Annotated in this window: 13 protein-coding genes; 5 read left to right on the forward strand and 8 right to left on the reverse strand. The window is 62.9% G+C overall.

From position 1 onward, the window contains the following. Together VIG32_01420 and rpsF are read right to left on the reverse strand one after the other, a co-directional pair. Nucleotides 1-354, reverse strand: a 354-nt coding sequence (locus VIG32_01420) for a single-stranded DNA-binding protein (GenBank protein HEY8296668.1), incomplete at its 3' end; no start/stop codon positions are given. A gap of 89 nt (nt 355-443) precedes the next feature. Further along, nucleotides 444-812, reverse strand: a complete 369-nt coding sequence (gene rpsF / locus VIG32_01425) for a 30S ribosomal protein S6 (protein ID HEY8296669.1) — start codon at nt 810-812, stop codon at nt 444-446. Nucleotides 813-1,062: 250 nt separating this feature from the next. Here rpsF and VIG32_01430 point away from each other — a divergent pair, with 250 nt between their 5' ends. Continuing rightward, nucleotides 1,063-4,416: an efflux RND transporter permease subunit gene (locus VIG32_01430; GenBank protein HEY8296670.1), complete on the forward strand. Its 3,354-nt coding sequence runs from the start codon at nt 1,063-1,065 to the stop codon at nt 4,414-4,416. On the opposite strand, the gene VIG32_01435 is transcribed toward VIG32_01430, so the two are convergent. The 4 genes from VIG32_01435 to VIG32_01450 are packed head-to-tail and all read right to left on the reverse strand — an operon-like array spanning nt 4,413 to nt 8,358. After that, a complete protein-coding gene (locus tag VIG32_01435; GenBank protein HEY8296671.1) occupies nt 4,413-5,159 on the reverse strand; it encodes a sulfite exporter TauE/SafE family protein in 747 nt (248 codons plus the stop codon). The two genes, VIG32_01430 and VIG32_01435, sit on opposite strands and share 4 nt — an antisense overlap. Before the next feature lie 7 nt (nt 5,160-5,166). Further along, nucleotides 5,167-7,341, reverse strand: coding sequence for a bifunctional (p)ppGpp synthetase/guanosine-3',5'-bis(diphosphate) 3'-pyrophosphohydrolase (locus VIG32_01440; protein ID HEY8296672.1), 2,175 nt, complete (start codon nt 7,339-7,341; stop codon nt 5,167-5,169). A gap of 28 nt (nt 7,342-7,369) precedes the next feature. Next, entirely contained in the window at nt 7,370-7,822 is a 453-nt protein-coding gene (locus tag VIG32_01445) for a hypothetical protein (GenBank protein ID HEY8296673.1), read from the reverse strand. A 23-nt stretch (nt 7,823-7,845) separates the two neighbouring features. Further along, complete coding sequence (locus tag VIG32_01450; protein HEY8296674.1) at nt 7,846-8,358, reverse strand: adenine phosphoribosyltransferase; 513 nt, start codon at nt 8,356-8,358, stop codon at nt 7,846-7,848. A gap of 86 nt (nt 8,359-8,444) precedes the next feature. Between VIG32_01450 and VIG32_01455 the strand changes: the two genes are divergently transcribed. Beyond that, entirely contained in the window at nt 8,445-8,738 is a 294-nt protein-coding gene (locus VIG32_01455) for a hypothetical protein (protein HEY8296675.1), read from the forward strand. 123 nt (nt 8,739-8,861) lie between these two features. Next, nucleotides 8,862-9,611: a hypothetical protein gene (locus VIG32_01460; GenBank protein HEY8296676.1), complete on the forward strand. Its 750-nt coding sequence runs from the start codon at nt 8,862-8,864 to the stop codon at nt 9,609-9,611. Here the strand turns inward: VIG32_01460 and VIG32_01465 are convergent. Next, nucleotides 9,589-10,659, reverse strand: a complete 1,071-nt coding sequence (locus tag VIG32_01465) for a hypothetical protein (GenBank protein ID HEY8296677.1) — start codon at nt 10,657-10,659, stop codon at nt 9,589-9,591. The genes VIG32_01460 and VIG32_01465 overlap by 23 nt on opposite strands. Nucleotides 10,660-10,791: 132 nt before the next feature. Here VIG32_01465 and VIG32_01470 point away from each other — a divergent pair, with 132 nt between their 5' ends. Further along, nucleotides 10,792-11,556 (forward strand): DUF4097 family beta strand repeat-containing protein, encoded by a 765-nt coding sequence (locus VIG32_01470; protein ID HEY8296678.1) that lies wholly within the window; start codon nt 10,792-10,794, stop codon nt 11,554-11,556. A gap of 105 nt (nt 11,557-11,661) precedes the next feature. After that, on the forward strand, nt 11,662-12,291 hold the full coding sequence (locus VIG32_01475; protein HEY8296679.1) for a hypothetical protein: 630 nt from the start codon (nt 11,662-11,664) through the stop codon (nt 12,289-12,291). A gap of 4 nt (nt 12,292-12,295) precedes the next feature. Here VIG32_01475 and VIG32_01480 read toward each other — a convergent pair. Further along, a partial coding sequence (locus VIG32_01480) for a hypothetical protein (protein ID HEY8296680.1) occupies nt 12,296-12,994 on the reverse strand: 699 nt, incomplete at its 5' end.

Consider the following 12,994-nt stretch of genomic DNA (forward strand, 5'->3'; position numbering starts at 1 on the left):
GCCGAACGAGTCGCCTTCTTGGCGATCGCGCGGCGAGCCGAGCATTTGCATCGTGTTGATCACGACTTCGGTGGCTTGGCGTTTGTTGCCGTCTTTATCGTCGTACTGACGGATCGAAAGACGTCCCTCGACCAGGCACGACATGCCTTTTTTCAAATAGGTGTTGCAGGTTTCCGCGAGCTTATCCCAGGCGACGACGTCGATGAAGAGCGTGTCTTCGGGTTTTGCGTCGCGCTTGTTGGGATTGACCGCGATGCGAAACTTCGTTACACCCGCGCCCGAAGCAATATACCGAATCTCGGGGTCGCGAACGAGCGTTCCGACCATAATGACTTTGTTAAACGATGCCGCCATACCAAACGCTACTCTTTCTTCGGCTTAATCAAAACGATGTGCGGGTGTCGAACCCATCATCGGCTCTTGCTATGCCAGATGGGTGGCACCTAAAAGCGCGGGCTAGCCATTTCGGGGGCGGGGGGCGGCGGCGGGTTCAGCAGCGCGTGCTTTTCAGCGGCCAGCGCATGCTTATCCAGCTTGATGAAGAGAGCGCGCATCACGTCCTCGTTGAGGGTCATCAGGCGCTCGAGCTCCTTGGAACCGGCAGCCTCCGATTGGAAGCGCATTACAACGTAGATGCCTTCGCGCACGTCGTTGATCTCGTAGGCCAGGCGCTTTTTGCCGAGCCGCTCGATGCCCAGCACGGTGCCGCCCTGGGTCTTGAGCAACTCGCCGATTGCGTTCGAGCGCTCCTCGACTTCGTTCTCTTCGAGGTTTGGCCGAAAAATATAGGTGACTTCGTACTCTGTAGACATCTCGTCCCTCTCCGGACGCCCGCGTGCGGGCGGCCCACCGGTCCCCGGCGGGCAGGGGGCGACTCGTGGCTCAAAATGGCCCGAGTCGGAAACTCCAGGAGTATATCACGGGCGCTACCGGGTCACAAGGTGAAAAGTGTGTCCGTTTCGCTGTGCCTCATGACGTTCTCAGCGGGGTACCATAGCCTCTAAGGAACCGCCAAGAGGAACACCTGCAAAGCCCCGGCGTGGCGCCAGAAGAGCCCATTCTTTGTTCAACGATCATCAAAACGGCCAGCGCCCGAACGCGATCGCGAAATTCGCCGTCAATCGCCGGATTGCGGTCGCCATGATCGCGACGGCGATCATCGTTCTCGGCCTCTTCGCGATTCCGCGACTGGCAATCTCGCTGCTCCCGAGCTTCTCGCCGCCCGTCATCAGCGTAACGGTCAGCTATCCGAACGTCTCGCCAGACTCGATCGAAACGCTCGTTACGCGCCCGATCGAAAACGCCGTTAGCCGCGTTGCCGGGATCGATACGATCGAGTCCACGAGCTCCGAGGGGTCCAGCCGCGTCCGCGCGCAGTTCCACTACGGCGTTAACATCGATACCGCCGCGGTCGACGTGCAAGAACAGGTCGATCGCATTCGCGGTCAGCTTCCGAACGATCCGTCGCTGCAATCGCCGCAGATCTCCAAGTTCGATCCGAACTCGCTGCCCGTCGTTAGCGCCTACGTCACCGACAGCCAACGCTCGCAGCGCGACCTCGCCGATCTGTGGACCAACCAACTCGCAGACGAGTTCTCGGCGGTCGCGGGCGTCGGCTCCGTGAACGTGGGCTCGAGTCAAACGCGCGCGATCATGGTGCAGCCCGATGCGAATCTGCTCGCCGGCTACGGTCTGACGGCCGATTCTCTCGTCGCCCGGATCAAGGCCGAGAACGTCAACCTGCCGGCCGGCATCGTTCAGATCTCGCGAAACGAATATCAGATTCAAACCAACGCGCTCTACACGGGCGCGCAGCAGATCGCCGACACGATTCTCACCACCAAAAACGGCGCACCCGTCTTCGTGCGCGACGTTGCCAAAGTTACCGATGCGATTCAGGAGCAGCGCACTTTCTCGCGATTGAACGGGCAGCCCGCGATCAACGTCTCGATCACGGCTCAACCCGATGCGAACGTCGTGGGCGTTGCGAGCGGCATTTACGCGAAGATCGCCGATATCCAGAAGCGCTACCCGTCGATGAAATTCGGCGTGACGCTCGATCAACGCGGCTTCATTAACGACGCTATCTCGGCGCTCGAACACACCGCCCTCTACGGTGCCGTCCTCGCCGTGCTCGTCATTCTGCTCTTCCTGCACTCCTGGCGCTCCACGCTCATCGTCGCGATATCGCTGCCGATTTCGGTGCTGGGCACGCTTTTCGCGGCCTATATTCTGAACTATTCGCTCAATACGATGACGCTCGGCGGATTGGCGCTCGCCGTGGGTCTCATCGTCGACGACGCGATCGTCGTGATCGAAAATATTTACCGGCACTACATGCGCGGCGAAAACATCGTTCAGGCCGCGCAAAGTGCGGTCACGCAGATCTTCAGCGCGGTGTTGGCGTCGTCGATAACGGTCATCACGGTTTTCGTTCCGCTCGTGCTGATTCCGGGACTGCAAGGTCTGCTTTTCACGCCGTTTGCCGTGATGGTCATGGTGGCGGTCGGCATCTCGCTGCTCGTCGCGCTCACCACCGTGCCGATGCTCGCAACGCGCCTGTGGGCGAAGGAGCGGCCAACAACCAACGGCGGACGCAAGCAGGGGCCCTACGCGCGGTTTAGCGCGTCCTTCGATCGTCAGTACGAACGCTTCTCGAATCGCTATAAGCGCTGGCTGACGTGGTCGCTGGATCATCCGGCGCCGGTCTTTGGCACCGCGGCGATCATCTTCGTGCTCACGCTCGTCGCGTTGCGCACGGGCATCGTTGCGACCGAAATGTTCCCGCCGACCAACTCGCGATTTGCGAGTTTCTCGCTGCGCATGCCGACGGGCACGGCACTCGACGTCACCAACAACGTCACGAAAGACGTCGAGCAGCGGCTCCTGCGCGACCCGCGTGTGACCGACGTCGGCGCGACGGTCGGCTCGGGCGGCGGTGGGGCTCAGTCCAGTACGAATCGCTCGCAGATTCAAGCCACCTTAAAAGAAGGCACGAACAGCGCGGATGCGGGCAAGTTCGTCGCGTTGTGGCAGGGCGCGCTCAGCGGCCAGCCGGCTCGCGGCGGCGGCGCAGGCCGCACGCCGTCGCCGCAGCGGCGCGCGCAGGTTCACGCGATGGTGGGCGATCCGATACCCGGGCTCGTCGTTTACGGGCGCACGACCGATATCGTCTCGCGCATCCTCTCGCAAGGCCAAGACGAACTTTCGATCATGATCTACGGACCCGATGTCACCACGCTGAGCCGGCTCGCGAACGAAGCGCTCCCCGGCCTCGAACAGATTCCGGGAATCACGCGTCCGAGTGCGAGCACGACCGACGCGCAGCCGCAACTCAACATCACGGTCGATCGCATGCGCGCCGCGTCGCTCGGCCTTTCGACGCAAGCCATCACGCAAGCCATCGATACCGCGACCAGCGGCTCGATCGCATCATACCTGCAAGTAAACGGCACGCAGTACCCGATCATCGTTCAACTGCCCGCAAACCAGCGGCGCTCGTATAGCTCGGTCGCCGCTCTCGCCCTGACCGTTCCAACCAACGGAACGGGAGCGTCGCTCGTCAACACGACCTCCGCTACGCCCGGTCAGAGTTACAGCCTCACGACCGTTCCGCTGAGCAGCGTCGCGAGCGTTACCATCGGAAGCGGCCCGTCGGAAATCACGCGCATGAACAAGCAGCGCGAGATCGAGATAACCGCGGGGCTCAACGGCGCACCGCTGGGAGATGCGGTCAGCGCGTCGGCGCTCGTGATGAACCGCTTAGCGATGCCGACCGGATATCACTGGGATTACGGCCCGGGAATCGCGCAGCAAAGCAGCACCTTCAACAACCTGGCGCTGATCGTGGCGCTCGCGATCCTGCTCATCTACATGTTGCTGGCGGCGCAATTCGAGTCGCTGCTGCATCCGCTCGTGATCATTACGGCCATTCCGCTCTCGCTTGCCGGCGTGGTGCTCGCCCTGGTCATCACGCACCGCTCGTTCGGCCTGACGGCGTTCATCGGCATCCTGATGCTGGTCGGCATTGTGGTGAAGAACGCGATCCTCGTCGTCGAGTTCACCAATCAGCTCCGGCACCAGGGCCGCGCGCCGCGCGAAGCGCTGCTCGAGGCGGCGCCGCTGCGCCTACGGCCGATCCTGATGACCACGCTCGCAACGATCGGCGGCATGACGCCGCTGACCATTGGGCTCGAGGCCGGCAGTTCGAGCCAGGCGCCGCTCGGCACGGTCGTTATCGGCGGTCTGCTCTGCTCGACGGTGCTCTCGCTCGTCGTGATCCCCACGCTCTATCTCTGGGTGGCCAACCACATCGAACCGCGCTTCACTCAACGCGCCGAAACGTCCGGCGTTCCGAAGCCGCGCTTGGAAACGCCCGCGCCGCGCATGCCCGCTCCCGCCCACGGAGCCGACTAACGCAGAAAGAAGTACGCGGTCATCGCGACGCCGATGGCGATCACGATGACGCGCGTGACCTTCGAAGGAACGCGCCGGAACAAACGGGAGCCGAGGTATCCGCCCGCGGTCGCGAAGACGGCCATGAGCAACGCCAGCGGCCAGTTGATGACGCCGGCGATAAAGAACGGCACGATCGCCACGCCATTGATCACGATCGCAAGGGCGTTCTTGATGCCGTTCATCGCGTTCATGTTCGGCAATCCGGAGAAACCGAGAATCGCGAGCATCAAGATGCCCATACCCGCGCCGAAGTAGCCGCCGTAGATCGCTACCAGAAACTGCAGCGCCAGCGCGATAGGCGAATGGGAACGCGCGCGGCCGCCGTCGTGCGGCTTGGTGAAGTACGGGCTTAGCGCGAACACGACCGTTGCGAAAAGCAGCAGATAGGGAATCAGCCGCTCGAAGATCGTCGGCGGCGTTTTGAGCAAGAGCACGGCGCCGATCAACGCGCCCGCCAGACTCACCAGTATGGCCGGGAGCAGTATCCCGCGGTGCGCCCGGATTTCTTCACGATAACCGCGCGCGCTGCCGAGCACGCCGACCCACATTGCGGTATTGTTGGTCGCGTTGGCGCTAATCGCCGGAACGCCGGCGAAGATCAGCGTTGGAAAGGTGAGGAAGCTTCCGCCGCCCGCAACGGAGTTGATCGCACCGCCCAGCAAAGCCACGCCCGCGAGAGCGGCATCGTTCCCGAGCGTCAAACGAGTACTAGTTCGTGCCGCTCTTGGCTTCGCGTTTGGTCACGCGATAAACCCGGCGGATCTCTTTGAGCGTTTCGAGTTTGCGCAGGATGCGATGCAAGTGATCGAGATCGTGGATCTGCACGGTCAAACTCACGAGCGCGTGGCGATCGCGTTTGACGCGCGCCGTCACCGAGCTGACCTGCGTCTTCAACTCCGCGAATACCGCCATCACGTCTTGCAGCAGTTGCGGGCGATCGGCGGCTTCAACCTCGATATCCACGGCGTGGGTGATCTCGGTAACGCCGGCCCAAGTCGCCTCGAGCATGCGTTCGGGCGTCGCCGTCATGTATGCGACGTTCGGACAGTCGGCGCGATGCACGCTCACACCCTTGCCGATGGTCACGTAGCCCACGATCGGGTCGCCCGGCACCGGGCTGCAGCATTTCGAGAGACGCACGAGCACATCGTCGACGCCGGCGATGCGAATGCCGCTGGTCTTGCGCTGCGTGCGTCGCGAGACGGATGCGGGCCGCGTGAGCGTCGAGATGTCGACAACGTTGCCGCTCTTGAGTTCGTCCTTGATGCGATTGGCGACCGAGGTGGTGGAGACGTCGCCGAAGCCGACGGCGGCGAAGAGATCGGTCGGCGTCGCGAAGTTCATGCGGTGCGCGATGCGTTCGATGATGTCGCCGCGCAGCAACTCGAGAAAACTCACGTGGCTGCGCGCGAGTTCGCGCTCGACGGACTCTTGGCCGGCGAGCACGTTCTCCTCGCGGCGCTCTTTGCGGAACCACTGTTTGATCTTGTGCTTCGCGCTCGAGGTCTTCGCGATCGAGAGCCAGTCGAGCGAAGGACGTCCGCCGTTCTTGTTGACGAGGATCTCGCAGATATCGCCGTTCTGCAGCGTGTGATCGAGCGGAACGATTCGCCCGTTGACTCGCGCGCCGACGCAGTGGTTGCCGACGTCGGTATGCACCGTGTAGGCGAAATCGAGCGGCGTGCCTTGCGCGGGCATGCTGAACACATCGCCGCGCGGCGAGAATACGAAGACCTGGCTATCGAAGAGATCGAGCTTGAGGTTCTCCATGAACACGCGCGAGTCGCGCATGTCCTTCTGCCATTCGAGCAGCGCGCGCAGCCACGACAGTTTGTTCTCGAACTGGTCGGCCTTGCCGCCCTCTTTGTAGCGCCAGTGCGCGGCGATACCGTATTCGCTCGTGCGGTGCATCTCCCACGTGCGCAGCTGAATCTCCAGCGGCTCGCCTTCGGGCCCCACTACCGTTGTGTGCAGCGACTGGTACATGTTGGGCTTGGGCATCGCGATGTAATCTTTGAACCGGCCCGGCAGCGGCGTCCACATCGAATGCACGGTGCCGAGCGCGGCGTAGCAATCCTTCACCGAGTCGACGATGATGCGAATGGCGGTGAGATCGTAGATGGTCGAGAAGTCGCGGCCCTTTTTCATCTTGCTGTAGATCGACCAGAAATGTTTGGGGCGGCCCTGGATCTCGGCATTGATCGCGAGGCGCCCGAACTCGGCCCGCAGCCCGGTAACGACCGACGCCACGGCGCTCTCGCGCTCCTTGCGCGTTTTTGCAACGCGTTCCACAATCTCGCGATAGGCATCGGGGTCGATGTAGCGCAGGCACAGGTCCTCCATCTCCCACTTGATCTTCCAGATCCCCAAGCGGTGCGCGATCGGCGTGTAGATGTCGAGCGTCTCGCGCGCGATCGAAAGCTGCTTGGTAGGAGGGAGGCTCGCGAGCGTGCGCATGTTGTGCAGGCGGTCGGCGAGTTTGATGATGATGACGCGGATGTCCTTGGCCATCGCCATGAACATCTTGCGCAGGTTTTCGACCTGCGCTTCTTCTTTGGATTGATACGGAATGCGGGTCAGCTTGGTGACGCCGTCGACGAGGCTCGCGATCTCCTCGCCGAACTCCGCGGCAACCTGCTCGCTCGTGAGGCTCGTATCTTCAACGACGTCGTGGAGCAGCGCGGCGGCGATCGTCTGCCGGTCCATCTCCAGCTCGGCTAGAATCCCGGCGACGGCGAGCGGATGTTCGATGTAGGACTCGCCCGAGGCGCGGCGCTGCCCTCCGTGGGCCGTGTCGGCAACCTCGTAGACGCGCGCGAGCCAGCTTGCGTCGAGGGACGCATCGTAGGCCTGAACCTTCGCAGTTAACTCGGCTATCGTCATCGGTAGCCCTTATAATGCCACAGACGCCCTATAAAAAGTAGAGCAGACCGATTTTTCCCTGGGGATCGAAGCCGAATTGCATGCGCACGCTGCCGTTTTCGCAGGTCATCGTATAGGTGTAGAATTTCTCGCCGTGCGGAGCGGTGCTGATTCCCTCGAAGGTCGCCTTCTGCAGTCCGCCGAGATGGGCCAGACCCGCGGCCGATTTCGTGAGCAGCTCGTCTGAGATGTTGGCGTTCATCATGTCGGAGTAGTGCGACCGATCGACCGTCCCTTGCTGCCAGGCGAGGAACTCGCGCACGGCGGTCTTCGTGACCGACGGCGTCTCCGGCGCGGGTTTGGGCGAGGGCAGGACCGGCGCGTCGGGGGTGCCGACGGCCGGACTCGCGGTCGGCACGGGCGCGGGCTGGCGCGCGGAGGCCGCCGCCGGAATGGCAACGGCCGCCGCCGCCGAGATCAACAGCGCGAAGAGATACCGCACGGCGGCTCCTTTGGGCGAGTGAGTCAGTATTTGATGAACGTAGTAACGTCCGTCCCGGGCAAAGCGTCGCGCCCCTTGAGGGCCGCAAGCTCGATCAAGAACGCGAAGCCCTCGACGGTCGCGCCCAATCGCTCGAGCAGACGCTTCGTGGCCGCAGCGGTACCGCCGGTTGCCAGCAGATCGTCGACGACAAGCACCCGGTCGCCGTTACCGAGCGCGTCGGCGTGAATTTCGAGCGAATTGGTTCCGTACTCGAGCGCGTACGATTCGCTCAACTTGTCGTACGGCAGCTTGCCGGGTTTGCGAACCGGTACGAAACCGGCGCCGATCGCATAAGCAAGCGGGGCGCCGAGCATGTAGCCGCGAGCTTCGATGGCCACCACGTAGTCGATGCGGCGCCCCTTGTAGTGCTCGACGAACAAGTCGACCGCCGCCTTGAATCCGTCCTTGTCCTTGAGCATCGGGGTGATGTCCCGAAAGAGGATTCCCGGGATTGGAAAATCGGGTATTGCGCGAATAAGTGTTGTAACGTCCACGAGGCACGTGGATTCGTGGAACAGGCTAGGCGGCCTTTTCGTTCATCTGGGTACAAGACCCGGAGCGTTTTGGGAAAGGAACGGTTATGAAGAACTATCTACTGGCGGCGGCCCTGACGGCGTCGATCGCCCTCGGTTCGATCGCCCCGGCTCTGGCCGATGGCAAGGCCAGCACCCGCAATATCATCCTCATGGGAGCGGCAGCGGGTGTTTTGGTCACCAATTACAACCATAAGGTTCGCGAGAAACGCGCTCAAAATCGCGCCGTCGCGCGCCGTCAATCGGCCTATCGCGATTGGTACTATCACAAGTATGGCTACTATCCCACCACCGCGCAGTTCGATCAGTGGTATCGCCAAACGTACGGGGTTAATCCATAAGGGGTGAATCCCACGTCACAGCAGACCATTCGGGAGCGAGAGTCATCCGTCCGCGACGGATGGCTCTCGTCGCTCTTTGGGGATGAGGACGACGACCGGCGACGACTGACCATTGCATTCGCCATGGCGATAGCTCTGATCGAAATCGTCGCCTGGCTGATTCCGGCCAGGTGGCAGCCCACCCCGTCGACGAGCGAGGTCGTGGCCCACGTCTCGATCACGCAGATCCTTCACCGCGTCAAGCCGACGCCCAAACCCACACCCAAGCCGGTCGTGCACACGCACGTGATCGCGCCTTCGCACGTGGTAACCACGGTCGTCAATCCGGGCCGCATGTCGCAGAACCAGCACGTTCGCCGGCACGCCCAGAAGCGCGCGATCGCGCACACGAAATATCATTCGAAACCGGCACACGTTCACGTTCCGACCGGCGGGCAAGGCGCGAGCACCTCGAGCGGCAAGGCGCTAACGGGCGGCGTTGGAACCGGCGGCACCGGCACGGGAACCGGCGGAAACGGCAACGGCACGGGCGGCGCGCCTGCGGCCAACGAGCCATGCGGTTTCGTTGAATTCGAACCGACCGGCGGCAACCGTTACGATAGTTCGACCGGCGGCTTCTTCGAACACATTCGCATGAGCGTGCATTTTCCAGACCACTCCACGCAGAGCGTCGATCTCGACTACGACTGGTACTATCCGAGTCAGGCGGCCGATCCGTGGTCGGATCAGAACCTCAAGAACCCCAACTTCCCCGTTACCTTCCAACCGCCGCCGGCGAGCGCGGTTCCGGGCGAGCCGTCGCTCGTGCAATATGTGATCGCGCACTCGTCGAGCGACGGATACACCAAACTCAAGGACTGCCCAACTTCGTAAAGCCGGGCGGAATCGCAAAGAGTGCCGCCAATGCGCTCGCCGAAGGCGTCTTAACGTTGCCCCGTTCGGTGACGAACGAGAAACTCGGGTGATCGGCGTTCGACGCGTTTTGCGGCAGCATCGAAACCAGCGAGTACATCACCAGGCGGCCTGACGGCGCCACCGGTCCGCTATCGTGCGCGCTAAACGTGGGCGTGCAGCCGCCGCGCGTAACGAGCGCGCGCGAACTCATCGGCACGCGAGGGAGTACCGCGCGCGACGACGTGAGTTTCGGCTCGGAAAGCGCCGAAACGTACTCGGTCGTGGACATCGAGAACGATCCGTTGCGGCACGACCCGGTTGCGTGACTGATGTTCATGCCGACCGTTTCGTTGTATCCGTGCGTGGCGATGCCGTCGATCGCGCGCGCTCCGAGGGCGTCGCCCGTGCGGGTGAGCACGATCGCCGCGGTTCCGGGCTGCGGCGCCGGCGCGGCCTGCGCCGGCCGATCCGCATGCTCGGGCGACTGAGCCGGCATCGCATCGGGATCGACGATGGTGTAGGTCTTCTTCGCGAGATCGAGCGTGATGATTTGATGCCGGTCGTACTTCGTTATCGTGGCCATCTGCGCGCTCGTATCGTCGACGCGTTCCCAGCCACGGTAGTACGTATACCGTTGGGCCTTCCCTTTCTGCATGAAATCGTTAAACGCGTTGAGCGGACCGAGCATGCCGCCCATCGTTTTCTCGAGCATCGAACTGGTCGCGACCTCGGCCGCGGTCTCGGCGGCAGCCTCAACCGGATTCCCGCCCGAGAGGACGGACCCCACGACGTTCGCAAGGGAAAAACCACGATGCTTCGGCGCTGCCTGCGCGGTCGCAGGAGCCGGATTCGCAATCTCTGCCAGGTCGCTTTGAAATGCGCCCGGCGGGGGCGGCGTCGCCGGCCCGATCACCACGCGGACGATTTCGTCGTACTGTAAACCGGCCGGAACGGCAGCGTTCCCCGCCGTGACTGCAGCTGCCAGGGCGAGCGCACCGCTCAGCCCCGCAATATATCGAAGTTTCATGAGCGCCTCCGAGTGCGCATCGTACCACCGCCGCGCGACGCGGTCAAAAGGCGGGCGCACGGGGCCGAAACTCCCCGGTCCAAACGGCGTATACCGAACAGCATGCATTTTTTTTCGTAGAGGGACCGCAGTATGAATAGCATCGCTCCGGTAGCCGTTGCAAGCCTGACGCTCGCGCTTCTCGGGTGCTCGTCGCTTGCCAATGAGATCTCACACGATCGTAGCGTGCAGTCGCACGTGCATCGCGTACTCGCCTTGCCCGCGACCGGGAACCTGAACGTCAAGAACGTTGCGGGAAGCGTGAACGTGGTGGCTTGGAACGCGCCGCGGGCCCAAGTGGACGCAGTCGTGTACGGCCGTTCCATCGACGAGATCCGCAACACCGCCGTGGACGTTCATCTCGACGGCGATTCGCTCGTTGTTGAAACCACCTACCCGCACGATGGCGCCAGCGGAGCGAGTGTCGATTACACCATCCACGTTCCGGCCGGGGCCGGCGTTCGCGTTGCCAACGTCGCCGGCGACATCGCGGTCGACGGTACGCACGCTGCCGTTGAGGTGGCCGATACCAGCGGCAACGTGGTGGTGCGCAACGTGGACGGCGATCTCAAGATCGCAACGACGGCCGGGAATGCGGATGCGTCGGTGCTCGACATCGCCGCAGGCGGCCGAGTCAGCGTTTCGACCGTTAGCGGCAGCGTGCGATTGCACGTGCCGCGTTCCACGAGCGCGCGCGTGACCGCAGGCTCGGTGGCGGGGAGTTTTTCCAGCGACTTTCCCGTTCGCAGCAAGAGAGATTTCGTCGGCGTTAGCGCTAGCGGAACCCTTGGTTCGGGCGCGGCCACGATTCACATTGAAACCGTCAGCGGATCGATCGCGCTGCTCGCGAGCAAATAGCGCCTTCGACGGACTGGTCGTGGTCCATAGGTCACTTGCGCGTTCGGCGTTGCGGACGGATGCTAATGGAGAAGCCACCCACTCTTTCACGAACGGAGCGCGTTTATGTTTGGTGTCGTCCGCGAATATAGCGTCGAGGCGAGCGAAGTCGAACGTCTCGTTGCGCGAATCGTCGCCGATTTCGTACCGCTCATCACGCGTACGCTGGGTTTCGCCGCATATTCCATTGCGACCAACGACAAGGGCGAACTCGTAACTACCAGCCTCTATTCCGACAGAGTCGGGGCGCGCGCGTCTACGAAACTCGCCGCCGAGTGGACCGAGAAGCACGCCGCCAAGGTGATGCAGGCGCCAGCCTACGTTTCGGAAGGCGAGCTATTGCTCGTGGAGCGCGCGGCGAACTCGGAGCGTCCCGCGTACGGCGTCATGCGGCGGTATCATTTTAGACCGTCAGACGTGCCGGAAATACTCACCCAAGTTCGCACCAATCTCGTGCCGGTCATTACGCGCTCCGAGGGTTTTTCCAGTTACGTCGTCATCGATGCCGGCCAGGGCGAAATCGTTTCGCTCACGAGTTTTAGCGACAAGCAATCGAGTGACGAAACCAGCGTTCGCGCGCTCGCGTGGATCAAGGAATATCTCTCGCGGTACGGGCTGCCGCCAAAAGTGAGCACCGGCCGGATACGTTTCCGGTACGTCGACGAGGCCGCGTTCGCGGTAGCGTCGGTTCGCTAAGAACTTAGCTCCGCACGAAATCCGGAATGCGTACGTTCTCCCGCGGCAAGTAGCCCGTGACGGAGAGCGCGGCAACATCGACGCCAGCGGCGAGTAGACCGGCGACTCCGGCGGCGGCAATCGTCGTTGCCATTCGCATGCCCGGGCACGCGTGCGCGCCGAGACCGAACGTGTACGTGCGCGTGGCGCGCGGGTCTCGGTTTGCGGCCGCCACTACGACGAGGACGGCATCGCCGCGCGCGATCTGCGAACCCATCAACGTCACCTCACGGTCGGCAAACCGGCGCGTGTTTTGAACCGGCGCGTCGTCCCGTACCACGTCGGTCACGAACGCGTGCAAGAGTTCCATTTCGCCGGCGAGCGACCGGCGCAGCGACTCGGGGCGGCGCGCGAGCGCGACGAGCGTATTGCCGATCAGCCCCGCCGTCGCCTCGTACCCTTGCAGCAAGAAACCGATCGCGTTTGCGATCGCCACATCGTCCCCGATTCCGTTTTTTCGCGCATCGCGCAAAAGCCGCGCGCAGAGAGACTGCGGTTCCACTTCTTCGGCGAGAGCCGCTCGCAGCGCAACGGTTGCAGAAATGCCTCGTGCAATCTCGCCCGGCCCGCTGGCGGGGAAAATAGCATGAACGAACTCGCGAGTCCACGACGTCGCCCGCATTGCGCGCTCGAGCGGCAGGCCGAGCGTCGCAGCCGTCACGAG

Source organism: Candidatus Baltobacteraceae bacterium, from assembly GCA_036559195.1.
Classification (GTDB): domain Bacteria; phylum Vulcanimicrobiota; class Vulcanimicrobiia; order Vulcanimicrobiales; family Vulcanimicrobiaceae; genus JALYTZ01.